Genomic DNA, 24,495 nt, shown 5'->3' with positions numbered 1-24,495 from the left:
TTCACGCTGACGCATTATCCGCAAAGCGAGGCGAACCGGGACTATCTGGTTATCTCCAGCACGCTCGATATCGAGAATATCGGTGTGGAAACGCAATCCGGAAGCACCTCGCACAACGGCCAGCGCTACCGCTGCGTCACGAACTTTGTTGTCCAGCCGGCCCGCGAAGTCTTCCGCTCGCTTCGCACCCTCAAAAAACCGCGCAGCTACGGCCCCGAGACGGCGATCGTGGTAGGCCCGTCCGATCAGGAAATCTGGACCGACGCCTACGGGCGTTTGAAGGTGCAATTCCCGTGGGACCGGCAGGGCCAGAACGATGAGCGCTCAAGCTGCTGGGCGCGTTCAGTATCCGCGTGGCAGGGCAGCGAATTCGGCGCGACGCACCTCGCCCGGGTGGGGCAAGAGGTGCTGGTCAACTATCTGAATGGGGACCCCGATCTGCCGATCGTGACTGGGCGCGTGGTCAACGCGTTTCAGTTGCCTGCGTGGAAATTGCCCGGTAATCAGGCGCTGTCGGGTTTCAGAAGCCGGGAGTTAAACGGCGGACGCGCGAATCACCTAGTGATGGACGATACCGAGGGCAAGATCCAGGCGCAACTGTCGAGCGACCACGCGTTGTCGCAACTGAATCTGGGCAGCATCACGCGTATTCCGGGGAACGTCGGGCGGCAGGACCCGCGCGGCGGTGGTTTCGAGCTACGCACCGACGAGCACGGCGTGGTGCGTGCAGCCAATGGACTTCTGATCACGACAGAATCACGGGCCAACGCGCAAGCGCATGCGAAGGACATGGGCGAGACGGTCCAGCGGCTCACGCAGGCAAGGAATCTACAGGAGAGTCTGGCTGATCTCGCACAGCAACATCGGGCGCAGGACGAAGGCGCAGACCAGAGCGATATAGCGAAGGCGCTCAAGGCACAGAACGACGCAATCCGGGGCGGTGCAAAGACGGACGACAACGCGTTCCCTGAATTTGATGAACCGCATTTGACAATCGCCAGTCCGGTGGGCATTCAGAGTACGACAGCGGGCAGTACGCACCTTGCGAGTGACGGGCATCTGGCCTTGACGACCGGTGGTCATCTTGGCATTGCCACCGGAAAATCGCTGTTCGCAACCGTCGCGCAGAGTTTCAAGGTCTTCGTTCATAAGCTTGGTATCAAACTGGTGGCGGCTTCGGGCAATGTCCATATTGAGGCACAGCAGGACAACATCGAGATTCAGGCTCGGAAAGTCGTCGAGCTCATGAGCACCAATGGCTGGATCAACCTGACGGCAAAACAAGGTATCCGAATCAACAGCAGCGGCACGGAGTTGGAGATCAGCGCGAGGGGGATCATCGGCTATACGGAAGGTTCGTATCTGGTTCATAGCGCCGACCATCAGACCTTCGCTCCACAGGCGAAACCCGTAAAGCTGCCGCTGACTGACATCAGCCAGGCGAAGGTGGCCGAGCATTTTGTGTTGATGGAGCATGGCTCAGGTCTGCGACTGCCCGGGCAGCGGTATCGGATCACGCTCGCCGCCGGTCAGTTAATCGATGGCACCACAAATGCTTTGGGCGAGACCGCGCTCGTGTTGAGCGAGAGCGTTCAAATAGCGGCGCTCACCTTTCTACGCAACGACGGTACCGATAACGCCATCGCCATTCACACGCCAATGCTGACAAAAAGCGCGGATGCGGGGCATGACGTGGAGAACGCGCAGCCGTCGCTGGCGCTGGAAAAGCGCGTGGTGGGAAAGCAGCAGATTGGCGCGCGCTCGGCGCAGGCTAACGACGTGCAGCGCACGAGCGCGGGCAAGGACGCGATGTACGCGCAATGCAGTCCGAACAACTGGGGCATGCGCTATTCGACCGAACGCGATAAGGCAAGCGTGCAACTGGAGTATCCGGTTGCACGCGCTTACATGAAAGCGATGCGTGTGTGTTTAATGGAACAGGTGCAGTGGGGGCAGATGTATCTAGGGCCGGAGGGAAGAAAGGCGGTGTTGCGGTTGACTTGGCCGTTGAGTGATGACGACAAACGGGATCTTGCAAGTCTGATCAGGCCCATCGTTGGAGCGGCTTTATCTGGTCCCTCGGCAGCGGGTTTTGGTATTCCGGAGATTGCTTGGCCGGCTATCAAGATCGCGGCGTTTGATGGAGGCAACGCCATCGCAATGGGTATGTTCACTGCGGCGAAGTGGGAACTGGCCGTCAACGAAACATGGTTGCACAGCATCTTCAAAGATACCCCATCTGGCAAGGAGGCGGCCGCAGACTTCAAACGCACCGTGACGCAATCAGTTCGTGAATTGGCCAAAACGCTGTATCACGAAGCGCGGCACTGTCAGCAATCATTCTGGATCAATGCGATGGTTCAACGACAGCCGCAGAACTTTGAGGGAACGGCAAATATCGCGAAATGGCCGGTCGTTTCGGCGGGCGATGGCAAAGTAGCCCGGACTGCAATCGCACTTGCGGCAAGCACGCCCATTCCCGACGAGCCTTCGGCGCTCATCGGGATCAAGCGAATGGCGATTGGTGAATACCTACGAGAAGTCAAAGTTTGGGAGGCGGCCCGATGGTATCCGCCCTACGCGCCCGACGAAACATCGTTGGCACAGGAAGTAGCGAACGCTCGCATAGCAGCAGTGAGCCTATTACAAAACACAGGAATGGGAAGCACTCCAATTGACGTCGACAAGATGGCTGCAGAGCCGTACGCACAAATGCAGGATTACGCAGGCAGGCCATGGGAAGACGATGCGTTCTTTTGCGAGGAGGTTGCAGGCGGCTATTGGAACCTATTCTCCGGTCAAGCCTTTCGCACATTGCCTGCTGATCAGTGCAGCCCTGCTTATGTGCTCGCCAGCAAGGCCCCAAGCCGCGTTGTTCCAACCAATCCCGCCGACGCTGGCGGCAAAAACTCAGTACGGGAGTGATGGCATGCCCTATACACCTCCCATTAAAAGCATGACGCCGGCACAGCAGCAACAAATGCTCGCGATCGCGGAAGTTGGACTCCACTGGATAAGTGGAAAAATTGACTTCGAAGAAGTAAAGAGGATGTATGGAGAACCCAAGCGCCACTGGGTCGACAACGAGATTGGCTATGCATACTTTCCCGGCTCTTTCCTTGCGGCTGAATTCTATTTTGACAAGGATCGCCTCATTGGCGGACAAGCTGTGGTAAAGCGATTTGTTCTCACGGTCAACACTTATTTTGAGCCCCACATCCACATGTTGGACTACGAAACACGTCTTGGCTTACAACGCTTAGTGCGTGGGGGGAAAATAGATGGTGTACGCGTTGAACTCGGAGATTTCTTCAATCCCGGTAATCGATGTGCAGGATGCAATCCTAATAATGTCATGCTCGGTTATCGCTTGCCACTATCGACCGACTCCCCATTTGACGTTAATGCGGACTTCGACTACCTGGGCAAGCACGATGCGCCCGACTACGCAAGTCTGCGCGACCCGGAGAACCTCCGTGAAATCACCTTCACGCGCACCTACCTCACGCCAGCGGAACTGGAACAACGCCGCGCAGCCCGACGCCAGCAATACGGACTGATGGACCTTCGCACGGGCATGCTGTGTCCTGAAACCGCGATATGGGAAGGCTGGACAGAAAACGGCCCAACGGATGCCACGATCGTCTACGCAGGCAAGACATTTCCAACCGCTCGCAACGTGCCCTACGAGAATCCGATTCCCTATGAATGGGTTGACGCGCGCTGGATGTGGTTGCGTGAGAACCCGAGACAACCGTGGAGCGAATCATAGTTGTGCGTTGCAGGAAAATCGCTGTAGCCGTTTAGGAATCTACCTACAAACCTGCGTTGAAGATCAAGAGAGTATGACCGAGTGGATCAACCTGAACACGAAACTGGGTATCCACCTCAATGGCGCCAGCACGGAGTTGGAAATCAGCGCGAAGGGATCATGGACTAGACGGATGGCGCGTACCGACACAGCGCCGACCTCAAACCTTCGGTCCGCGGGCGAAATCCGTACAGTTACCGCTGACTGGCTTCACCCAGGCAAAGGGGTCGAGCCTTTTGTACTGGTAAAGCATAATTCGGTTCTGCAGCAAGGCTCCGTGGTGCGACCCGTGAACACTTTGCTGACGCGCCGACATACGCTTGCGAACGTTAATGCTCGGATTCGAGGCGAACCGACGCTACGGCATTCGGTCGGACGCGCCGGCCGAACGCAGATTTTCCAGACACGCGACGCATCAGGATGGCCAGCCTCAACAACAGATGGCCGCAACGAAAACGACGAAAGAAGAGGCAAGCGCAGTGACAATCACTCCGCTTCCTGCGTCACCTCTTCATGCGGATATACGCGTACGAGCACAATGCGCGGCCCGTTCATCTTCTTCACCACGATATCGAAACGATCGAAGCCGATCCGCTGCCCTTCGCTCGGCAAATCGCCCAGCGCATTGATCACAAGTCCGCCGACCGATTCCGCCTGGCCCTCGTCGATATCAATCCCCAACGCCCGTTCAAGAGACACCACCGGCAAGCTGCCCTTGCCCATCAGCGTGCCGTCGTCCATGCGCGACCAGTCCGCGTCGCCTTGACGGAACTCGTCGTGAATCTGACCAACCAGCGCGCCCAACAAGTTATCGAGCGTCAGAAAACCTATCGGCTTCTGACCCTTGCGTCCGACCAGCGCGAAATGCGGCGCGCCTTTGCGAAAGCGCCGGAACAATTCAAGCGCCGATAGATTCCCCGCCACGTACTGCACCGGCCGCACGTGCTTGGCCAGTTCATCCTGCGTCATGTCCTGCCGGGTCAGGCCTTGCAGCAGGCCACGCCCGGCGCCATTGCGTGCAAGCAGCAAGTCCTTCAGGTGAATCATGCCGAGCACGTGTTCGCCGGAGGCATCGGCGAAAAGCGGATAGCGGCTGAAACGGTGACGCGCGATCACTTGCATGTTGTCGCGCATGGGCACGTCGTTGCGCAGGCCGACCATCTCGTGATTCGGGCGCATCAGGTCCGAGACCGTCATGCGGCTGAAATCGAGCGAATGGGCGATCGTGTTCCATTCATCGGCGTTATAGGCCGAGCCGGCGAACCCGGCGGACCCCATGCCGGTTGCGTCCGGCAACGCGGTCGTCGATGCCCCGCTCAAGCGCCGGCCGCGCAGGATCAACTTGAGTTCGTCGGTGGAGTAATGAGCGTCGCCGCCATGCTCCGCGCCGAGCCCGAACAATCGCAACACGAAATTCGCGCTCGAATTCAGCACCCAGATGAACGGATACATGGCCCAGTAGAATCCGTAGAGCGGCATGGCGACCCACAGGCCGACTTGTTCCGCGCGCCGGATGGCCCACGATTTTGGCGCGAGCTCACCCACCACAATGTGCAGGAACGAAATGCAGGAAAACGCGAAGAACAGCGAGACGGCATCAATCAGCTTGGCTGATTCGATACCCGCGAGCGCGAACAACGGATGCAGCAATGCGGCGAACGCCGGTTCGCCCAGCCAGCCAAGCCCGAGCGACGCCAGCGTGATGCCGAGCTGACACGCGGACAAATACGCGTCGAGCTTGCCGTGGACCTTGGCCAGCAAACGGCCCGGTAAACCGTTCGACCGTGCGATTGCCTGAACGCGCGTGGCGCGCAGTTTGACGAGCCCGAACTCGGCCGCGACGAAAAACCCGTTCAACGCGACGAGCAACAAGGCACCAATTAGCGCGACAACCTGATTCAAAGCAACCTGCTCCGCAAAATGAAACCACCAGTATAGAGGTGCAAGCTGATCGAAAGTTAAATCAGGTGGCGCTCAACGGCACGCGGAATCTGAGCGTTACGGCGGCGCCATCGGCGAGATCGTCGTGTTCGAAGGTGCCGCCGTGCGCTTCAGCCACACGTTTGCACAGGGCGAGCACCCACGCGATGCGCGCGGCTTCACGCGGTAACGTCGCCTGACTTCGGGCGAACGCTTCGAGCACATGGGGAAGCTCAGGATCCAGGAGCGGTTTCTGCGATGCCGTGAACGTGACGACCGCGCTGAAGACACCGCCCTCCACCAAGCCGTCCAACACCACTGCCGATCCCGCCGCGCTCGCCTCGGTGGCGAACGCAAGCATCAGCCAGAGCGCCTGGGTGAGACGTTCGCTATCGGCGCTGATCTGCTCTTCCACCAGCTCGGATTCAACGTGCAGCGTGACATGCCGCGTGTCCGCCAGACTCGCGCGGGCTTGGCGAACGCTTGCGTCCATCACGTGCCGTAGCGCAAGCGGTGCGCGCTCGAGCGCCAGCGTTTTGGTCTCGGCGCGCGTGGTATCGATGAATTGCTCGATCAGCTTCACCTGCTGTTCCACGCCGGAGCGGATCCCGCCGAGCGCGCGTTGTGCGGCGGCATCGGCGGTATCGACCTTGCGCTCCAGCACGTAACCCCAGCTATGGATCGCGTTCAGCGGACCGCGCAGATCGTGCGATACGACCCCGAGCACGTGATCGCGCATGAATAGCGCTGCTTCGGCACGCAGATGCGCGGTGCGTTCGTCGGCATCGGCTTGTGCGGGATTGCCTTGCGCCGATGTTCCGGAGCCGGTCGGCGAAACGATCAGCGTCGCGGTATCGGCCCGGCCGATGCTGCCGGGCAGCGCGAGGATGGCAAACGAACGCGATCTCGCCCGCGCTCCCTCGCCTTCGTCAATGGAGACCTTCGCGCGACGCACGCCGCCAGCGGCGAACGCGGCGTCCGCCGCTTCGGCGAGCACGGCGATCAGGGGTTTGGGCAAGGCGGTATCGGCGAGAGCGCGGCCTTCGAATGCGTGAGGGTCGAGATCGAACAGATGGGCGAAAACGGTATCGGCTGACAGACAGCGTTGCGCGGTATCCAGCACGAGCACGCCGTCCGTGCCCGCGACCGGCGCTTCAGGACGGGGAGCGCGCCCCGTGTCGACCGTGCCGGAGAAAGACGTTGTCACGATAGGAGATCCTTGAGCGTTGATGAATGCGAGTATCTTGCCCGGTGTTATCGAGATGACTGGCCATTATAGGGGAGTGCTTCCGGGCCTTCCCCTTGGGCCTGGCCAGCCCTTCCTACTCATTAACGAGATACCGTCAAAGGGTGCAGCAAACCTCGTGCACGCTTCGCCGCGTGTAACGAAGCCGCCTGAAAGCCCTACAATACCGGTTTTAGATCCAGCCGGCGGTGTCGGCTTTTACAAGGAGTGTTACATGGCGATCGTGACGACCGACTCAGGGCTCAAGTATGAAGATTTGACGGTGGGCGAAGGCGCTGAAGCCGTTGCCGGCAAGTCGGTGAGCGTGCATTACACGGGCTGGCTCACGGACGGCCAGAAGTTCGACTCCAGCCACGACCGTAATGATCCATTCGCGTTTGTGCTCGGCGGCGGCATGGTCATCAAAGGCTGGGACGAAGGCGTACAGGGTATGAAGGTGGGCGGCAAGCGCAAGCTGACCATTCCGCCGCAGTTGGGTTATGGCGTGCGCGGCGCCGGTGGCGTGATTCCGCCGAATGCGACGCTGGTATTTGAAGTGGAATTGCTCGAAGTTTAAGGGTCGTTCGATCGCGCCGACGGGGGTTTTTCGTTCGCACCCAAGATTTGGGGTGAGCCCTCGGTGAGCTGTTGGTGCGATTGGGCGGCAGCGCTGGGTGGGTCGTTCGGGGTTGACTTCAGTCGACCCGGACCGCTAACCCAGCGGTCCGGATTACCCCCGATCGGGCAAGATCAAAATTTACCCGTTCAACCCACGCTCCAGATCCCCGCGAATATCCCCGGCATTTTCCAGCCCTACCGCTAGCCGGATCAGCCCTTCCCGAATCCCCGCCGCTTCGCGCACTTCCGCCGTTAACCGTCCGTGCGTTGTCGTCGACGGATGCGTGATAGTCGTACGCGTATCCCCGAGATTGCCGGTGATCGAACAGATCTTGGTGGCATCAATCACGCGCCACGCATTCGCACGCTGCTCTTCACGCGTCTCGCCCTTCAACTCGAACGACACGATCGCCCCGCCAGCCTTCTGCTGCTTCTTGGCAATCGCATATTGCGGATGCGACTCGAGCCCCGGATAAAACACGCGCTCGATCGCCGGATGGGTCTCCAGCCAGCGGGCGATTTCCAGCGCATTCGCCGACTGCTTTTCCACCCGCAGCGACAGCGTTTCCATCCCTTTCAGCAACACCCATGCGTTGAACGCGGACAACGTCGGCCCCGCGCTGCGCACGAATGGAAACACCTTCTCCATGATGAACTGCTTCGACCCGACCAGCGCGCCGCCCAGCACCCGTCCCTGACCATCGAGGAACTTGGTCGCCGAGTGCATGACGACGTCAGCACCAAGCTTCAACGGCTGCTGCAGCGCCGGACTACAGAAGCAGTTATCGACGACAAACAACGCGCCCACTTCCTTCGAAATCTTCCCGATCGCCTCGATGTCCGCAATCTCGGTCAGCGGATTCGACGGCGTCTCCAGGAAGAACATTTTCGTCTCGGGGCGCACGGCCGCTCGCCATTCATCCAGATTGGTGGCATCGACGAACGTGGTCGTGATCCCGAACTTCGTGAAGATCTGCGAGAACATCCCGATCGTCGATCCGAACAAACTCTTCGAACTGACCAGATGGTCGCCCTGCTGCATCGAGCACATCACCACCGACATGATCGCCGCCATGCCCGAAGCGGTTGCCATGCACGCTTCGCCGCCTTCGAGCGCAGCCAGACGGTTCTGGAACATCGCGACTGTCGGGTTCGTGAAGCGCGAGTACGTGTAAGCCTCCTCGGAGTTCTTGAAGCTCTCCGCAGCATGCGCCGCGCTCTCGAACACAAAGCTCGATGTCAGGAAAATCGCTTCCGAGTGCTCGTTGAACTCGCTGCGCAACGTTCCCGCGCGGACGGCGAGCGTATCGAAGTTGAGGTTTTCGTCCATGTTCGTGTTTTCCATTCTTTCCATTCACTTCTATTCATGGTGACCCGGCCAGAAAACCGGGACGCAAAAAAGCCCGCTTCTGCGTCAGCATGAGCGGGCTCGGTGCGGAAAAGCCTGTAGCGTCGCCGGCGCGTGGTCCAGATTCGCCACCGGTTCGCTTTAGCTGTTTCGGATTCCGACTCAAGCTAAACATCTAGCCCGTTCATCAAAACCCGCGTCCGCAAGCTGATCTCAAATCGACGCAAACCCAATCCTATCACGCGTTTCCGTACGCGGTCACTCCACCGACAACTGCAAGTGCAACTGCGAACGCGACACGTCGCCGCCTTCCATCGCTTCATTCGCTGCATCGCGATCCGACTGGGCTTGCGGCGCGAGGCGCGACTTTTCCAGACGATCCAGGTAAGCCGAGTCAATATCGCCGGTGATGTAGTTGCCATCGAAACATGATGCATCGAATTCACGCAGCGCCGGGTTGATGTCGCGAATGGCTTGCTTCAGATCGGCGACATCCTGATACACCAGATGATCCGCGCCAATCATGCGCGCGACTTCCTCATCCGACCGGCCATGAGCGACCAGTTCGCCACGCGTGGGCATGTCGATGCCATACACGTTCGGGTACTTCACCGGCGGCGCAGCGGACGCGAAGATCACCTTGGCGGCGCCTGCATCGCGCGCCATCTGCACGATTTCATGTGACGTTGTACCGCGCACGATGGAGTCATCGACGATCAGCACGTTCTTGCCCTTGAACTCGATCGCCATGGCGTTGAGTTTCTGGCGCACCGACTTCTTGCGCACAGCCTGGCCCGGCATGATGAAGGTGCGGCCAACATAGCGATTTTTGAAGAAACCTTCGCGATACTCCACGCCCAGTTTCGCGGCCACTTGCATGGCGGCGGGCCGCGATGAATCGGGAATAGGCATGACTACGTCGATGTGCACATCCGGCAGCACGCGCTTGATCTTCTCGGCGAGGTAATCGCCCATGCGCAGGCGCGCGTTGTAGACCGGCACGCCGTCGAGGCACGAATCGGGACGCGCGAGATACACGAGTTCGAAGATGCAGGGGTTGAGGCTCGGGTTCTCGGCACATTGCTGGCTGTGCAGGTTGCCGTCGTTATCGATGAAAATCGCTTCGCCCGGCTCCACGTCACGCACGAACTCGAAGCCGATCCCTTCAACCGCCACCGATTCCGACGCCACCATCCATTCCACGCCCGTCGCGGTTTCCTGCTTGCCGAGCACCAGCGGACGGATGCCGAACGGATCGCGGAAAGCGACGAGGCCATAACCCGCGATCAGCGAGACGATCGCATACGATCCCTTCACTCGCCGATGCACACCGCTCACCGCCTTGAACAGCGCGGCCGGATCGAGTTCCAGGCCGGAGCTGGACAACTGCAATTCGTGGGCGAAGACGTTGAGCAGGACTTCCGTGTCCGACGCGGTGTTGATGTGCCGGCGATCGATCCGGAACATCTCTTCCTTCAACTGCGGCCAGTTCGTCAGGTTGCCGTTGTGGGCCAGGATGATGCCGAACGGCGCATTCACGTAGAACGGCTGAGCTTCTTCCTCGCTCGACGCCGATCCGGCCGTCGGATACCGCACCTGGCCAATGCCGACATTACCCGGCAGGCTGCGCATGTTGCGCGTGCGGAACACGTCGCGGACCATGCCGTTGGCTTTATGCATGTGGAAGTTATTGCCGTTAGCCGTCGCAATGCCAGCCGCGTCCTGCCCGCGATGCTGCAAGAGCAGCAAGCTGTCATAAATCAACTGATTAACGGGAGTCTGGGAAACTACGCCTACGATGCCGCACATGGCATGGTCCTTCAAAGAGTCGAAACGGGTCCAAAAGGCGTATCGGTGCAACGAATGCAGACGGCCCCTCGCGAGGGGACAAGACTGCAGGGTGTTGCGCCGAGCCGTAGCAAGGTTCTCGGGTAGCGAGCCAGGACGTCATTGCGCAGGCGTGGCGGGCGGATCTTGCGGGCCGTCCGGCGTGGTGCGCACGTACGCGGCGAGCGTATCGGGAAGCAGCGGTTTCAGTTCTCGCACGCCTTGTTCGGCCGCGGGCCGGAACAACGCGTTACGCCAGAAATCGTGTTGCGGCAGTTCGGTCAAGCCCGCGAAGGCGACCAGGATCACTACCAGAATGGCCCCTCTCACGAGGCCGAACAAAAGTCCAAGCGACCGGTCGATACCGCGCAGCCCGATCACTTCGGTCACACGCGTCAGCAACGCGCCCGCCACGCTCGATATCACCAGCACACCCGCGACAATCAGCAGAAATGCAATCAGCCACTGGGTCAGCACCCCGCCCGGCCAGTGCGCCGGAATGTACGGCACGACCAACCCGACAAACCGCCCCGCGATCAACAGTGCCGCAATCCAGCCTATCAGTCCGAACACTTCGGCCAGCAGGCCGCGCCACATGCCGCGTAGCGCGGAAAGGCCGATCACGGCCATCACCGCGTAGTCGAAACTCGTAAACATCTACAGCTAGTTCGCCGACGCGCTGCTGCCACCGCCCAGTCCGGCTTGCCGCACCTTGACCAGCGCCGCCGATGCAGCCGCCCGGTCGGCGAACGGTCCGGCACGCAACAACGTGCGACTGGTACCGTCGGCCTGTTTCCGATGTTCGATATATGCGGGCACTCCCGCCGCCTTCAACTTGGTCACCCAGTTCTGGGCTGCGGTGTCGTCATCGAAAGTACCGATCTGGACCACGAAACGGCTGCCCGCCGGAGAGGCCGGTGTGTTCGGTTTTGGGGTAGCTGCGGTGGCCGCGGGCGCTTCCACCGGCGGTTTCGCGGCCGTTGCCGCGGGAGGCGGTGCGACCGGCTTCGCTTCAGGCTGAGGCGCTGCAGCCTTGGCTTGCACTTGCGTTTCGACCGGTTTAGAAGCTTGCTTCGAATCGGGTTTTAGATCAGGTTTTGAAGCGGGCTTCAAGTCCGGCTTTGAAGCCACTGCCGCCGTATTGTCCGGAGCCGCCGCAGGACCATCTGGCGCTACGCCCGCTTGCGTATCCGCTGACGAATCAACCGCGCCGCCATCTGACGCGTCGTTATGACTCGTCTTGGGCAAAGGCGCGGCCGGACGTGCCGGGATATCGATGGAGATGTCGTCAGTGACAGGTTTCGGATGCGAATCCAGCACCATGGGCAGGATGATCACCGCCGCCGCGACCAGCGCGAGCGCGCCGACCAGACGCCGCCGCGCGCGCTGCTTTTCGGGCAGGGTGGGGTCGAGCATCATTGCGTCGGCTTCAGGACGGTCGCTGCGGCGCGTCCTGCGTTCGGTACGCACGGTCTGACGCGAGCCGCGCGGGGAGTCGGAGTATGCGTCGCGACCTGAGGGCGCGTCGTCTTTCTTGCCGAACGAGAAAAAGGACATGGTTGGCTTGTGCGAGAGGCTGGCCGGCCGTCCGTTCAATGACGCTGCGATTTACGGTAAGCCATTACGCCGGCCACCGTATGGAAACTGCCGAAAACCAAAATTCTATCATTTTCGGACGCTCGCTTTAACGCATCTTGAAAAGCGTCGGCCGGATTGTTGAATTGTGTAACGCTGCTGTCACTACTGTCGTTGACGCCTGCATCACGTAAAACGCTTTCAAGCATGGCCGCAGAAGCAGCGCGCGGAGTAGGCAAGGCCGTCACGTTCCAGTGATCGATCTCGCCCTTCAGATGCTCGACCACCCCGGCGAGGTCCTTGTCGCCCATCGCACCGAAGACTGCGTACGTGTAGGGGAAAAATCCCATGTTGCCGAGATTCTGAGCCAAAACAGCGGCGGCGTGGGGATTGTGAGCAACATCGAGGATCACTTGTGGCTTGCCTGGCACAACCTGGAAACGTCCCGGCAATTCGACGTTGGCGAGTCCCAGGCGGATGTCTTGCGCGGACACCGGAATGCGCTCGCGCAGCGCTTCTAGCGCGGCCAGCGCCGCCGATGTATTGATCAGCTGATTCGCGCCTCGCAAAGCCGGGTAGGCGAGCGCCGAGCGCCGTTGCGTCCGGCCGATGTAGCTCCACTGCTGACGCTCGTTACCGCCCTGCGCTTCATAGCGAAAATCGCGGCCGACCAGCCACAAATCCGCGCCAATCGCCTTCGCATGGTCGATCAACGACTGCGGCGGCGAGGGATCGCCGCAAATGGCAGGCGTATCCGGGCGGAAAATGCCGGCTTTCTCGAAGCCGATTTTCTCGCGGGTGTCTCCCAGATATTCCGTATGGTCAATATCGATGCTGGTGACGATCGCGCAATCGGTATCGATGATATTGACGGCGTCCAGACGGCCGCCCAACCCTACTTCGAGAATCACTGCGTCCAGATTCCGCGATGCGAACAGTCGCATGATCGCCAGCGTGGTGAACTCGAAGTACGTCAGCGAGACTGGCTCGGCGAGACTCATGCGCGCTTGTTCGACTGCTTCGAAATGCTCGATCAGCTCGTCGTCCGTGGCATCGACGCCATTGATTCGCGCGCGCTCATTGAAGTCGAGCAGATGCGGCGACGTATGACAGCCCACGCGATACCCCGCGCGCACTAAAATGGTTTCGATGATCGCGCAAGTCGAACCCTTGCCGTTGGTCCCGCCGACCGTAATCACAGGGCACGTGAATTTCAGTCCAAGCGCATCGCGCACTTGGCTGATGCGTGTCAGGCCCATGTCGATACCGACAGGATGCGCCGTTTCCAGGTGTTCAAGCCACGCGCTGAGGGTAGGACAGGTGAACGATGAGGTCGCCATGAATGATCGTGCTCGCCGGCTAAAGCCCGCAAAATAGTGAAAAAAGCGCCAAAACAAAAACGCCGCACGCGACCCTCGCCGGGTTCGCGCGCGGCGCCTGGGCCGTCAAATCTTTAACGCCTTTCGGGCGACGCTTTGGACGCACGAAAGGCGCTTGAAAACCGTGCCTCAGGCGACCGCATCAGCCGGTTGCAGCGTCAGCAGTGCAATCAGGCGCGCAATTTCTTCGCGCATCTTGCGGCGATCCACAATCATGTCGATCGCACCCTTCTGGATCAGGAACTCCGACCGCTGGAACCCTTCCGGCAGCTTCTCGCGCACCGTTTGTTCGATCACGCGTGGACCCGCAAAGCCGATCAGCGCCTTCGGTTCAGCAATCACCACGTCGCCCAGGAACGCGAAACTGGCGGACACGCCGCCCATGGTCGGATCGGTGAGAACAGAGATGAACGGCAGTTTGGCTTCGGCCAGCTTCGTGAGCATGGCCGTGGTCTTGGCCATCTGCATCAGCGACAACAGGCTTTCCTGCATCCGCGCGCCGCCCGATGCCGTGAAGCAGATGAACGGCGTGCGCTGCTCCAGCGCGTTACGCGCGCCGCGGGCAAATCGTTCGCCGACCACCGAGCCCATCGAGCCGCCCATGAACGAGAACTCGAAGCAAGCGGTCACAACGGGAATGGTGTGGATCGCTCCGCCCATGACGACCATGGCGTCGGTTTCGTCCGTATCTTCCATCGCCTCTTTCAGGCGATCCGGATACTTCCGGCTGTCCTTGAACTTCAGTGCATCGACTGGCAGGATCTCCTGGCCGATTTCGTAACGGCCTTCCGGATCGAGTAGCCCGTCCAGCCGTTCGCGCGCGCCAATCCGCATGTGATGGCTACACTTCGGGCAGACATGCAGATTCGCCTCGACGTCATTGCGGTACAACACCGCTTCGCACGAAGGGCACTTGATCCACAGCCCTTCCGGAATGCCCTTGCGGCTTTTCGGATCAGTTTGCTTGATCTTCGGCGGTAACAGTTTGTCGAGCCAGCTCATCGTATGTCCTTCCTGTTTTCACGTGTTTTGCGGCCCATTTGGAGCGGGTTTGAACCCTCCGGGCCGCAATAACGGGTTATTTTGCAGAATCGAGCGCAGAGCGAATTTCAGCGATAAAGCTCGTCAGCATCTCGGCCGCCTTCTCCGGCGGCGCTTCTTCGAGCAATTGCACGAGACGGCTGCCAATCACCACGGCATCCGATACATCGGCCACCAGCCTCGCTGACGCAGCGTCGCGGATGCCAAAACCCACCCCCACCGGCAACGCGACATGCGCCTTGATGGCCGGGATTTTACTCGCGATGCTGGCCACGTCCAGATTTGCCGAACCCGTCACGCCTTTCAGCGACACGTAATACACATATCCGCTCGCCACTTTGCCGACCGCGGCAATGCGCTCATCAGTCGATGTGGGCGCGAGCAGGAAGATAGGATCGATGCCGGCAGCGCGCATTGACTCGCTAAATTCCACCGACTCTTCCGGCGGGTAATCGACGACCAGAACGCCATCCACGCCGGCGTCCTTCGCCGCTTTGGCGAAGGTTTCGGTGCCCATCCGTTCAATCGGATTCGCATAGCCCATCAGGACCACCGGCGTGGTGGAGTTGGTTTCGCGGAAGCGTTTTACATCAGCGAGGACACGCTTCAGCGAGACGCCCTTGGCCAATGCGCGTTCGGACGAGCGCTGGATCACGGGACCATCGGCCATCGGATCGGAAAACGGCACGCCCAGTTCGATGACGTCCGCGCCGCCCTTGGCGAGTGCGTGCATGAGTTCGACGGTTTGCTCAGGATTCGGATCGCCGGCCGTAATGAACGGGATCAGACCTTTCTTGCCCTGCTCGGCCAACGCCGCAAATGTGCTTTTAATACGGGACATGAGTTAATCTCTTTGCGCGAAATCCGCGCCTTTTAGCGTTTTTAGCAGTGACTTTGTGGTGTGTTAAGCGGCGTTCGCTTGATCAACGGCGGTGTCTGCATCCACGGCATCGGGTTCAACCCGGACCCCGACGGAGCGCGTCTCAGCGACTCGTTTTTCGGCAATCGCGTGATAGTCAGCGTTGATCTCGTAGCCGACGAACTCGCGCCCATGACGCGCACAGGCGACCGCGGTCGTGCCGCTGCCCATGAACGGATCAAGCACGCGCCCACCTCGCGGACAGCTCGCCAGGACCATCCGCTCAATAATCTCAAGCGGTTTTTGCGTCGGATGATCCACGCGCTCGGCGTGTTGCCTGTGCAACCGCGAGACCGACCATACGTCCTTCGGGTTGTAACCCAGCTCCAGCCACTTGCTGCCTTCGAACAATTTGCGCGAACGCGCCTTCTTCGTCACTGCGTCGTAGGGGATGCGGATGGGATCGAGATCGAAGAAATAATCCTTCGATACCGCGAAATAACCGATGTTGTCGTGCACTGACGTATATCTGCGTACCGTTCCGCCCATGCTCGGCACGCGCCGATCCCACACGATCTCGTTGACCATCGTGAGGCGGCGCTTGAGGAACACGAAGATCTCCGGCGCATATTGCCACGTGCAAAAAATGTAAAGCGAACCGCTTGGCTTGAGCTTCGGAATGGCGAGTTCAAGCCAGCCGTAGGTCCAGTCGAGGAAGGCATCGCCCGAACGCATGTCCGAGTCGTTGCCGTAATCCTTGCCCAGACCGTACGGCGGATCGGCCACGATCAGGTCGATCGAGCCGTCCGGGAGGTTCGCTGCATCGGTTAAGAAATCGCGGTGATGCAAGTGGATACCGCGTTCGGTGCTGCCGTGGACGTCATTGGAGACGTCACCGCCGGCGGCGCCGTGCGCGCTTGCATGATCGATTTCATCGCGCATCGGTTGCGGGCTCAGAACGTGATGCCGGTGCGCTCGGCGACCGTATGCATGTCCTTGTCGCCACGGCCCGACAGATTGACGAGCAGCAGCTTGTCCTTGGGCAACGTGGGCGCGAGCTTCGCGGCGTAAGCGAGTGCGTGGCTCGATTCGAGCGCGGGAATGATCCCTTCGATCCGGCAGCAATCATGGAATCCCTTCAGCGCTTCTTCATCGGTAATGCCCACGTATTCGGCCCGGCCCGCATCCTTCAACCACGCGTGTTCTGGGCCGACGCCAGGATAATCCAGCCCGGCTGACACCGAATGCGTCTCGATGATCTGGCCGTTCTCGTCCTGAAGCAGATAGGTGCGGTTGCCATGCAGGACGCCCGGACTTCCGCCAATTAGCGACGCGGCGTGGCGCCCGGTGCTGATACCATCGCCAGCCGCTTCCACGCCGATCAGCTTCACGTCTTTATCTTCGATATACGGATAAAAGATGCCCATCGCATTCGATCCGCCGCCAACACACGCGATCACCGCATCCGGCTGGCGACCCGTCATTTCGGGCATTTGCACCTTGCATTCATCGCCGATCACGCGCTGGAAGTCGCGCACCATCATGGGGTAAGGATGCGGCCCCGCCACCGTGCCGATAATGTAGAACGTGTTCTCCACGTTCGTCACCCAGTCCCGCATGGCTTCGTTGAGCGCGTCTTTCAGCGTCTTCGAGCCGGATTCGACTGGCACGACAGTCGCGCCGAGCAGCTTCATGCGGTACACATTCGCTGCCTGGCGCCGCACGTCTTCCGAGCCCATGTAGACCACGCATTCCATGCCGAAACGCGCGGCGATGGTCGCCGTAGCAACGCCGTGCTGTCCCGCGCCGGTTTCCGCGATCACACGTGGCTTGCCCATCTTGCGCGCGAGCAAGGCCTGACCAATTACGTTATTAACTTTGTGCGCGCCGGTGTGATTCAAATCTTCGCGCTTGAGGAAGATTTGCGCGCCGCCGAGCATCTCGCTCCAGCGTTTGGCGTGATAGATCGGCGACGGACGGCCGACGTAATGCTTCAGCTCGTATTCGTATTCCGCGATAAATGCCGGATCCTTACTGCATTCAGCATAGGCATCGCGAAGTTCATCGAGTGCGTGAATCAGCGTTTCAGATACGAATGTGCCGCCATACGGGCCGAAATGGCCCCGATCGTCTGGTAAGTTGTACATGTGTCACTCTCTTGATACGTGGCAGCGTTGCGCCTGCCCACGTCGTTTCCCATCTTGATCATCCGGCGTCTGCTTCGCGCACCGCGCGTACAAACGCCGCCATTCGGGCGTGATCTTTCACGCCCTTCGCCCCCGCTACTTCGATGCCGCTGGAGACATCGACTGCGTAAGGGCGCACGCGCCGGATGGCGTCAAGGACGTTTTGCGCGTTCAACCCACCACTCAAAACGGCCCGATGCCCGAGATCTGTTGGGATAAGTGACCAATCGAATACCTTTCCACTGCCACCGTAGCCGTCGACGAGGGTGTCGAGGAGCAAACCGCTGGCTGTTGAATAATTAAGAGATGATTCTACCAAATCGCGTGCAATGGCATCAGGCCCTACCCGCACAGCGCGCCACCACGGCAAACCGGCCACTTCGGCGAGCGCTTCGCATTGGGCCGGGGTTTCATCGCCGTGGAATTGCAGCAGTGACAGGCGCACGTTCGATGTCACCTCACGAATCCATTCAGGCGTGGCGTTGACGAACAAGCCGACCGCCGAGACGAGCGGCGGCACGTGCTCGGCTAGTTCGATAGCCTGTCCCACGCTCACCGAACGCGGGCTGGGCGGATAGAACACGAAACCCACGGCGTCGGCGCCGAGCGCGACAGCGGTATCGACGTCTTCCGTTTTTGATAAACCGCACAGCTTGATTCTCGTTCGACGCAGGTCGTTGTTCATGCCGTCATTCATGCTTGGTCTCGTTCTTGTGGTCCTGCCAGACCGCGCTCCACGGATAGCTCCCGAGGCGCGGCGCGGGGACTGCGAAGTTCTCAGGATAGCCGACCTCGGCCAAATACAGGCCGTCGGGCATGAACGTGGGCGCCGCGCGTTTGCGGTCGCGCGCTTCCAGCAATTCCGCCATCCATGACGCGGGATGTTTGCCGCGGCCGATCGCGACGAAACATCCCATCAGGTTGCGCACCATGTGGTGCAAAAACGCGTTCGCCCGAAAGCGGAAGTGGATGAAATCGCCCTGCTCGACAATATCGATTTGATGCAGGTATTTGACCGGCGTTTTCGCCTGGCATTCCGACGAACGGAACGCAGTGAAATCGTGCTTGCCGATCAGGCTGGCGGCGGCTTCGCGCATCGCGTTGGCATCGAGCGGCGCGTAGCACCAGCCGGCGCGGCCCGTGATCATCGGCGAGCGCACGGGGTGGACGTACAACGCGTAGAAATAGGTACGCTCGAAGGCGCCGAAGCGGGCGTGGAAGTCGTCAGGCATCGGCCGCGCCCACTGGACCGCGACGCTCTGCGGCAAGAACGCGTTCGTGCCGCGCACCCAGGCGAAGTCGGTGCGCTCGAGTTCGGTATCGAAATGGACGACCTGGCCGAGCGCGTGCACGCCGGTATCCGTGCGCCCCGCGACAACGGTTTGCACGCGCGTCTGCGTGAATTTCCCCAACGCGCGTTCGAGAACATCCTGAACGGTCGGCACGTCCGATTGGGTCTGCCAGCCGCTGAACGCCGAACCGTCGTACTGGATGCCTAATGCAATGCGTTTCACAGGCATCTCAGGACAGCGGCGCCAGCGTCGATAACAACGTGGCTGCGGGTTGGCGCGTGGCCGGATCGTTTGATTCGATCACTTCCTGCAGCAGCGTGCGGGCACCGGATAAATCGCCGAGTTCAATGTATTCGACAGCCAGCTCGAGCTTGTTGCGGGCGATTGTCGAGATTTGCTCGGGCGTGAAGGCCGGTAGCGGCTCGGTCTGGCTCGCGGGCGAGTTGTAGTCGAAGTCGAGGCTCAGGGGACCGAAACGCGATGCGCCAAGGCCCGCTACGGATGCCGCGCCGGCCGTGCCGGATTCGATTTGTTCGCTCGCGGAGGGCGGGGGCGTGGCTGGTTCAGGGTGGCTGTGCTGCGCGTTCTGGCGATCGAAAACGGCGGGGTCGGCGATCGGCTGGGGCGTAGCGGGCGCGGGGGTCAAGGGGGCTTCGTTTTGCGCGGCGGGTTCGGTGGAGGTAGCGGGCACCGGCGGCTGGACGTGGACATCGGACGGTGCGGGCGCCTCCTGACGCGGCGGCAAGCCGAAATCGAGCGCGCTCAGGGCTTCGATAGCCTCTTGCGGGAATTTAGGCTGCGGGAAGCGTGAAGCCGGCGACGGCTCGTCGTCATAGGCAGACTCGCCTTCAGCGTCGTTTCGATGGTTCGACGCTGGTTCAGGTGCGGCCGGCTGGGTCGATGCCGAGTGTTGCCCGCTTTCGTACGCGTTGGAGGCGTGCGTTGATGCTTCGCGGGCCGCTATTTCACGGGCTTCTGTTTCGCGCGCCTGAGCTTCGAGAGCGGCGGCTTCGCGAGCCTCCGTTTCACGCGCTTCTGCTTCACGTGCGGCGACCTCGCGCGCCTCTGCTTCGCGAGCTTCCGTTTCACGGGCGGCAGCTTCGCGGGCTTCTGTTTCGCGGGCCGCTGTTTCACGCGCTTGCACTTCGAGAGAGGCAGCCTCGCGAGCAGCGACCTCGCGGGCTTCTGCTTCGCGTGCGGCGACTTCACGGGCTTCGGCTTCGCGAGCTTCCGTTTCACGCACCGCAGCTTCCCTTGCGGCGACTTCGCGAGCTTCTGCCTCACGAGTTTCCGCTTCGCGCGCCGCAACTTCACGGGCTGTGGATTCGCGGGCTTCAGCCTCCCTCGCGGCAACTTCACGTGCTTCCGCCTCACGCGCCGCCAACTCCCGCGCCGCGACTTCACGAGCTTCAGTTTCTCGCGCCGCAGCTTCCTGCGCTTCTGCCTCTCGCGTCGCCTGTTCTAACGCGGCCGCCTCGCGAAGCTCTTGCTCGCGAGCTTCCATTTCTGCGCGCAATGCCTCGGCGCGATCAGCCGCAGCCCGTTCCGCTGCCAGTGCCGCCTCAATCGCACCCGGGCGTGGCGGTGTGAAATCGCGATGAAGCGCTGCAGGCGCATCGGGCATGAACGGCGCGCGTTTAGTGTCCGCGTCGCGCGCCGGACTTGCCGCATCCTGCGCGCGGCTCTCGCTCAGCGTGACTCGCGCACCGTCGGCATCGTCGTCAATTGCATTGCTTTCGGCTGGAAGAAACGGCTTGTCTTCCGTCGGGGTATCGAAGGACTGCGCAGCATCGTAGTTTTCCATGCTTGCAGCCACCACGTTCAGCTCGCCTTGACCGCGCTCGATCGATGCGCTGTCGAGATCGGCAGCGCCCGTGGAAACGTGCGCGTGGTTCGCCAATCCGTCGTGAGGGTGTGCGACGGTTGTCTCAGGTGGCGTCGATACTGGCGATGGTTCTTGCGGCGCACCTTCATTGGCAGCCACAGCGGCCGCAGCGCTTGCAATACGGCGCCGCTTGCTGGCCCGCATCACGAGCAGCAACAAGCCAATCACCACGACAGCCCCGATGAGCCAGCCTATCGGCCCGTTCACCGACATCGCCGTGGAGCCCGTCGCTGACGGCGTACTGACCGGTGCGACAGTCGCCACGGGTGCGCTCGATGCGCTCAATGCCGGTGCCGCTTCCGATGCTGGCGTCACTTCGCTCGCGCTCGCAGCCGCGCTGGCACTCGTCACAGACTGAGCTTCCGATGTCGGCAACGCCGCGTTCGGCTCGCTCGATGCGCTGGGCGCAACCGGTGCGACAGCGCCACTCGCCGCCGTTGCCGCTCCGTTCACCGCGCCGACAACATTCGACGTCCCCTCGGCCGCGACCGAACCGCTAGCCTCGACTGCCGGCGCCGAGACTGCCATCGGAGCAGAAGCCCCGGAAGCCCCAGCAGCCACCGCCGCATCCTCGACCACCGGCACGTTCAACACTGATCCGAGCTTCAACCGGCTTGGGTCATGACCCATGAACGCGTTGGGGTTCGCGTCGAAGAGCGCGCGCGCCATCTTTTCGCGTGTGGCGCGGTCGGTTGAACCTGTGATCTGGGAGGCGATATCGCTGAGCGACTGCCCGGGTTTCACGCTGTACTGCGTGATAGCGCCCGCCGCCGACGCAGCCGCCGGCGCCGAGGCGTCCGAAACGGCCGACGCGCTGCTGGCTTGGGCGGTGGCATCGGAGGAAACGAACGTTCCGAGCAGCACACTCGCGACGCTTGCCGCGATCAGCGCCGCGCGCCGCGAGCGGCTGAGGAAGCAAGGCTGTGAATGAAGCGGCCGACTCGGACGAACGATCATTGATACTCCAGGCGAGTGGACAGCGAACAAGAAACCAACAAAACGGGGCAACATCTCAACACGGTCGAGGACTCGCGGCGGAAGTTCAGCAAACCAGCCTCAAAAACGACAAAGCGCCGCGCAAGCGCGACGCTTCATTGAATTACTACGCGTCGTGGCGCGTAGTTTACTTTACTTGTCCAGCAGGATGCGCAGCATCCGGCGCAGCGGTTCCGCCGCGCCCCACAGCAACTGGTCACCGACCGTGAACGCCGACAGATATTCGCCGCCCATGGCGAGCTTACGCAAGCGGCCGACCGGCACCGTCAGCGAACCCGTGACAACCGCCGGCGACAAATCGCGCATCGAGGCTTCCCGTTCGTTCGGGACAACCTTCACCCAGTCGTTCGCCGATGCCAAAATGCCGTGCAATTCGTCCAGCGGCACGTCCTTCCTGAGCTTGATGGTCAGTGCTTGCGAGTGGCAACGCATTGCGCCAATCCGCACGCACAGGCCGTCCACAGGAACCGAACCCGGCTCGCCCATGGCGGGCAATCCCAAAATCTTGTTGGTTTCCGCGCCGCCCTTCCACTCTTCCTTCGACATGCCGTTGCCGAGATCCTTGTCGATCCACGGAATCAGCGAGCCGGCCAGCGGCACGCCGAAATTGTCGATCGGCATACGTTCGCTGGACATGGCTGCCTGCACACGCTTGTCGATATCGAGAATAGCCGACGACGGGTCCGCCAGATCTTCCTTGGCCGCGCCGTACAGCACGCCCATTTGCTGCAACAGTTCGCGCATGTTCTGCGCGCCCGCGCCGGAAGCTGCCTGATACGTCATGGCGGTCGTCCATTCGACCAGGTTTTGGTTAAACAGGCCGCCCAACGCCATCAGCATCAGGCTGACCGTGCAATTTCCACCGATAAAATTCCGGCCACCCTTGACCAGCGAATCCTTGATAACACTCAGGTTTACCGGGTCGAGAATGATGACAGCGTCGTCCTTCATGCGCAGCGACGAAGCCGCGTCGATCCAGTAACCCTTCCAGCCGGCCGCGCGCAGCTTGGGGAACACCTCATTGGTGTAATCGCCGCCCTGGCACGTAATGATGACGTCGCACTTTTTCAGGTCGTCGATGCTTGCCGCATCTTTGAGTTTCGTCTCGTTTTTCGCGAACGACGGCGCATTGCCACCCGCATTGCTGGTGCTGAAAAACACCGGTTCGATCAGGTCGAAATCGCCTTCCTGCTGCATACGCTGCATCAGGACGCTGCCGACCATGCCGCGCCAACCAACGAGACCTACGTTCATGACTAACCTTTTTTGTGGACATTTCCCCGCTTGGGCCAGACCCTCCGCCGGCGTGACCGCGCGGGGAAGATGAGCGGGCACGACAGGCGATCAGCGGAACGTGATCGTTTTGAGGGAAATGGTTTTCGTAATGCGTTTGGACACCGCAACCGTACCGGGGACCGTACCGGCAAGCGTGTTCAAAAGCGTAATGGCGAGACGAGTCGTGCGGGCGCCTGAGCTAAAACCGCCGCATGAAATCGAGTCCAGAGAGATTGAAGAGATCTTCGCCATAACAAAAGAGTCTACACGATAACCCGCATATTCGTCCCTCCGCGCGAGCGTTCCACGCGTTTTGACGTGATTCGTGCACTAAAAGTGTCGAATCGAGATGAAATATCGCGATTGGCACTATCTTGAAAAGACGTCCGCCGCGAGACGCTTTTCCACCGGGAGTTTTTACTAAATCGCGTGCCCAACCCTTCCGATGAAAAAGCGCGCTGCGCGCTTTAAAGCGCTGCGAGCACTGCGTCGCCCATTTCCTTCGTGCCGACCGTACGGCCATCTGGCGTCGCGATATCGCCGGTACGCAGGCCCTGAGCGAGCACCTTCTTCACCGCCGTTTCGATCCGGTCAGCCTGCTCGACCTTGCCGAGCGAGTAACGCAGCATCATGGCGGCCGAGAGGATGGTCGCCAGCGGATTCGCCACGCCCTTGCCCGCGATATCCGGCGCGGAACCATGCGACGGCTCGTACAAGCCCTTGTTGTTTTTATCGAGCGAGGCGGACGGCAACATGCCGATAGAACCCGTCAGCATGGCTGCTTCGTCGGAGAGAATGTCGCCGAACATGTTGCCGGTCACCACTACGTCGAACGCCTTCGGCGCTTTCACCAACTGCATGGCCGCGTTGTCGACGTACATGTGCGACAACTCGACGTCCGGATATTCCTTCGATACATCGATCATCACGTCGCGCCAGAATTGCGACGTTTCGAGCACGTTGGCTTTATCGACGCTCGTCAGCTTCTTCGCGCGCTTTTGCGCGGCCTGAAACGCCACGTGAGCAATACGACGCACTTCCGGCTCCGAATAACGCATGGTGTCGAAGCCTTCCTTCGCGCCTTCGAACAAGCCATCCGGCGATGACCGCACGCCCCGCGGTTGGCCGAAATAGATATCGCCGTTCAGTTCGCGGATGATCAGGATATCCAGTCCCGCGACAATTTCGGCTTTAAGCGACGAAGCCGCCGTCAATTGCGGATAACAAATGGCCGGACGGAAATTCGCGAACAATTGCA

General features: G+C 60.7%; 19 protein-coding genes. 3 read left to right on the top strand and 16 right to left on the bottom strand.

What is annotated here, in order from left to right:
- Together tssI and JWR14_RS19450 are read left to right on the top strand one after the other, a co-directional pair.
- Positions 1-2,925, top strand: a 2,925-nt coding sequence (gene tssI, locus JWR14_RS19455; protein ID WP_299709961.1) for a type VI secretion system Vgr family protein, incomplete at its 5' end; no start/stop codon positions are given.
- Positions 2,926-2,929: 4 nt separating this feature from the next.
- Complete coding sequence (locus JWR14_RS19450; RefSeq protein ID WP_299709960.1) at positions 2,930-3,772, top strand: hypothetical protein; 843 nt, start codon at positions 2,930-2,932, stop codon at positions 3,770-3,772.
- Between the two features lie 525 nt (positions 3,773-4,297).
- Here the strand turns inward: JWR14_RS19450 and JWR14_RS19445 are convergent.
- Together JWR14_RS19445 and JWR14_RS19440 are read right to left on the bottom strand one after the other, a co-directional pair.
- The gene (locus tag JWR14_RS19445; protein ID WP_299709958.1) at positions 4,298-5,713 is read right to left on the bottom strand and encodes a hemolysin family protein; all 1,416 of its coding nucleotides are present in this window, start codon (positions 5,711-5,713) and stop codon (positions 4,298-4,300) included.
- Positions 5,714-5,774: 61 nt separating this feature from the next.
- Complete coding sequence (locus tag JWR14_RS19440; RefSeq protein WP_299709957.1) at positions 5,775-6,938, bottom strand: HAMP domain-containing sensor histidine kinase; 1,164 nt, start codon at positions 6,936-6,938, stop codon at positions 5,775-5,777.
- A gap of 253 nt (positions 6,939-7,191) precedes the next feature.
- On the opposite strand from JWR14_RS19440, the gene JWR14_RS19435 reads away from it, so the two are divergent.
- Positions 7,192-7,533, top strand: a complete 342-nt coding sequence (locus tag JWR14_RS19435) for an FKBP-type peptidyl-prolyl cis-trans isomerase (protein WP_062086293.1) — start codon at positions 7,192-7,194, stop codon at positions 7,531-7,533.
- 180 nt (positions 7,534-7,713) lie between these two features.
- Here JWR14_RS19435 and JWR14_RS19430 read toward each other — a convergent pair whose 3' ends face one another.
- The 14 genes from JWR14_RS19430 to leuB all read right to left on the bottom strand — a co-directional run.
- On the bottom strand, positions 7,714-8,904 hold the full coding sequence (locus JWR14_RS19430) for an O-succinylhomoserine sulfhydrylase (RefSeq protein WP_299709955.1): 1,191 nt from the start codon (positions 8,902-8,904) through the stop codon (positions 7,714-7,716).
- Between the two features lie 276 nt (positions 8,905-9,180).
- Positions 9,181-10,731: an amidophosphoribosyltransferase gene (purF, locus tag JWR14_RS19425; protein WP_299709954.1), complete on the bottom strand. Its 1,551-nt coding sequence runs from the start codon at positions 10,729-10,731 to the stop codon at positions 9,181-9,183.
- Positions 10,732-10,869: 138 nt separating this feature from the next.
- Positions 10,870-11,406 carry a CvpA family protein gene (locus JWR14_RS19420; protein WP_299709952.1) on the bottom strand — a complete coding sequence of 179 codons (537 nt, stop codon included), beginning with the start codon at positions 11,404-11,406 and terminating at the stop codon, positions 10,870-10,872.
- Positions 11,407-11,412: 6 nt separating this feature from the next.
- On the bottom strand, positions 11,413-12,306 hold the full coding sequence (locus JWR14_RS19415) for an SPOR domain-containing protein (protein WP_299709950.1): 894 nt from the start codon (positions 12,304-12,306) through the stop codon (positions 11,413-11,415).
- A 35-nt stretch (positions 12,307-12,341) separates the two neighbouring features.
- The gene (gene folC / locus JWR14_RS19410; protein ID WP_299709949.1) at positions 12,342-13,664 is read right to left on the bottom strand and encodes a bifunctional tetrahydrofolate synthase/dihydrofolate synthase; all 1,323 of its coding nucleotides are present in this window, start codon (positions 13,662-13,664) and stop codon (positions 12,342-12,344) included.
- Between the two features lie 168 nt (positions 13,665-13,832).
- On the bottom strand, positions 13,833-14,705 hold the full coding sequence (gene accD / locus JWR14_RS19405) for an acetyl-CoA carboxylase, carboxyltransferase subunit beta (protein WP_062086303.1): 873 nt from the start codon (positions 14,703-14,705) through the stop codon (positions 13,833-13,835).
- Positions 14,706-14,781: 76 nt separating this feature from the next.
- On the bottom strand, positions 14,782-15,585 hold the full coding sequence (trpA, locus tag JWR14_RS19400; RefSeq protein ID WP_299709947.1) for a tryptophan synthase subunit alpha: 804 nt from the start codon (positions 15,583-15,585) through the stop codon (positions 14,782-14,784).
- Between the two features lie 63 nt (positions 15,586-15,648).
- Positions 15,649-16,545: a site-specific DNA-methyltransferase gene (locus tag JWR14_RS19395; protein WP_299709945.1), complete on the bottom strand. Its 897-nt coding sequence runs from the start codon at positions 16,543-16,545 to the stop codon at positions 15,649-15,651.
- Between the two features lie 11 nt (positions 16,546-16,556).
- Positions 16,557-17,750, bottom strand: coding sequence for a tryptophan synthase subunit beta (gene trpB, locus JWR14_RS19390; protein ID WP_299709943.1), 1,194 nt, complete (start codon positions 17,748-17,750; stop codon positions 16,557-16,559).
- Between the two features lie 58 nt (positions 17,751-17,808).
- On the bottom strand, positions 17,809-18,486 hold the full coding sequence (locus JWR14_RS19385; RefSeq protein WP_299709941.1) for a phosphoribosylanthranilate isomerase: 678 nt from the start codon (positions 18,484-18,486) through the stop codon (positions 17,809-17,811).
- Positions 18,479-19,303, bottom strand: coding sequence for a tRNA pseudouridine(38-40) synthase TruA (gene truA, locus JWR14_RS19380; RefSeq protein ID WP_299709940.1), 825 nt, complete (start codon positions 19,301-19,303; stop codon positions 18,479-18,481). The genes JWR14_RS19385 and truA overlap by 8 nt, the downstream gene beginning before the upstream one ends.
- A gap of 7 nt (positions 19,304-19,310) precedes the next feature.
- Positions 19,311-21,923 carry a FimV/HubP family polar landmark protein gene (locus JWR14_RS19375; protein ID WP_299709938.1) on the bottom strand — a complete coding sequence of 871 codons (2,613 nt, stop codon included), beginning with the start codon at positions 21,921-21,923 and terminating at the stop codon, positions 19,311-19,313.
- A 171-nt stretch (positions 21,924-22,094) separates the two neighbouring features.
- Positions 22,095-23,216 carry an aspartate-semialdehyde dehydrogenase gene (gene asd, locus JWR14_RS19370; protein ID WP_299709937.1) on the bottom strand — a complete coding sequence of 374 codons (1,122 nt, stop codon included), beginning with the start codon at positions 23,214-23,216 and terminating at the stop codon, positions 22,095-22,097.
- Between the two features lie 488 nt (positions 23,217-23,704).
- The coding region (leuB, locus tag JWR14_RS19365) for a 3-isopropylmalate dehydrogenase (protein WP_299709935.1) at positions 23,705-24,495 on the bottom strand (791 nt) is incomplete at its 5' end.

Source organism: Caballeronia sp., from assembly GCF_028292365.1.
In the GTDB taxonomy this organism is placed as follows: Bacteria; Pseudomonadota; Gammaproteobacteria; order Burkholderiales; family Burkholderiaceae; genus Caballeronia.
Note: the sequence above shows the minus strand (reverse complement) of the source record. Positions and strands in the feature narration are given on the sequence as shown.

What these genes read in the sequence shown, in the direction of transcription:
- JWR14_RS19450 (WP_299709960.1), top strand. Translation starts at nt 2,930, where the DNA reads ATGCCCTATACACCTCCCATTAAAAGCATGACGCCGGCACAGCAGCAA.
- JWR14_RS19435 (WP_062086293.1), top strand. Translation starts at nt 7,192, where the DNA reads ATGGCGATCGTGACGACCGACTCAGGGCTCAAGTATGAAGATTTGACG.
- JWR14_RS19430 (WP_299709955.1), bottom strand. Translation starts at nt 8,904, where the DNA reads ATGGACGAAAACCTCAACTTCGATACGCTCGCCGTCCGCGCGGGAACG.
- purF (WP_299709954.1), bottom strand. Translation starts at nt 10,731, where the DNA reads ATGTGCGGCATCGTAGGCGTAGTTTCCCAGACTCCCGTTAATCAGTTG.
- JWR14_RS19420 (WP_299709952.1), bottom strand. Translation starts at nt 11,406, where the DNA reads ATGTTTACGAGTTTCGACTACGCGGTGATGGCCGTGATCGGCCTTTCC.
- JWR14_RS19415 (WP_299709950.1), bottom strand. Translation starts at nt 12,306, where the DNA reads ATGTCCTTTTTCTCGTTCGGCAAGAAAGACGACGCGCCCTCAGGTCGC.
- folC (WP_299709949.1), bottom strand. Translation starts at nt 13,664, where the DNA reads ATGGCGACCTCATCGTTCACCTGTCCTACCCTCAGCGCGTGGCTTGAA.
- accD (WP_062086303.1), bottom strand. Translation starts at nt 14,705, where the DNA reads ATGAGCTGGCTCGACAAACTGTTACCGCCGAAGATCAAGCAAACTGAT.
- trpA (WP_299709947.1), bottom strand. Translation starts at nt 15,585, where the DNA reads ATGTCCCGTATTAAAAGCACATTTGCGGCGTTGGCCGAGCAGGGCAAG.
- JWR14_RS19395 (WP_299709945.1), bottom strand. Translation starts at nt 16,545, where the DNA reads ATGCGCGATGAAATCGATCATGCAAGCGCGCACGGCGCCGCCGGCGGT.
- trpB (WP_299709943.1), bottom strand. Translation starts at nt 17,750, where the DNA reads ATGTACAACTTACCAGACGATCGGGGCCATTTCGGCCCGTATGGCGGC.
- JWR14_RS19385 (WP_299709941.1), bottom strand. Translation starts at nt 18,486, where the DNA reads ATGAATGACGGCATGAACAACGACCTGCGTCGAACGAGAATCAAGCTG.
- JWR14_RS19375 (WP_299709938.1), bottom strand. Translation starts at nt 21,923, where the DNA reads ATGATCGTTCGTCCGAGTCGGCCGCTTCATTCACAGCCTTGCTTCCTC.
- asd (WP_299709937.1), bottom strand. Translation starts at nt 23,216, where the DNA reads ATGAACGTAGGTCTCGTTGGTTGGCGCGGCATGGTCGGCAGCGTCCTG.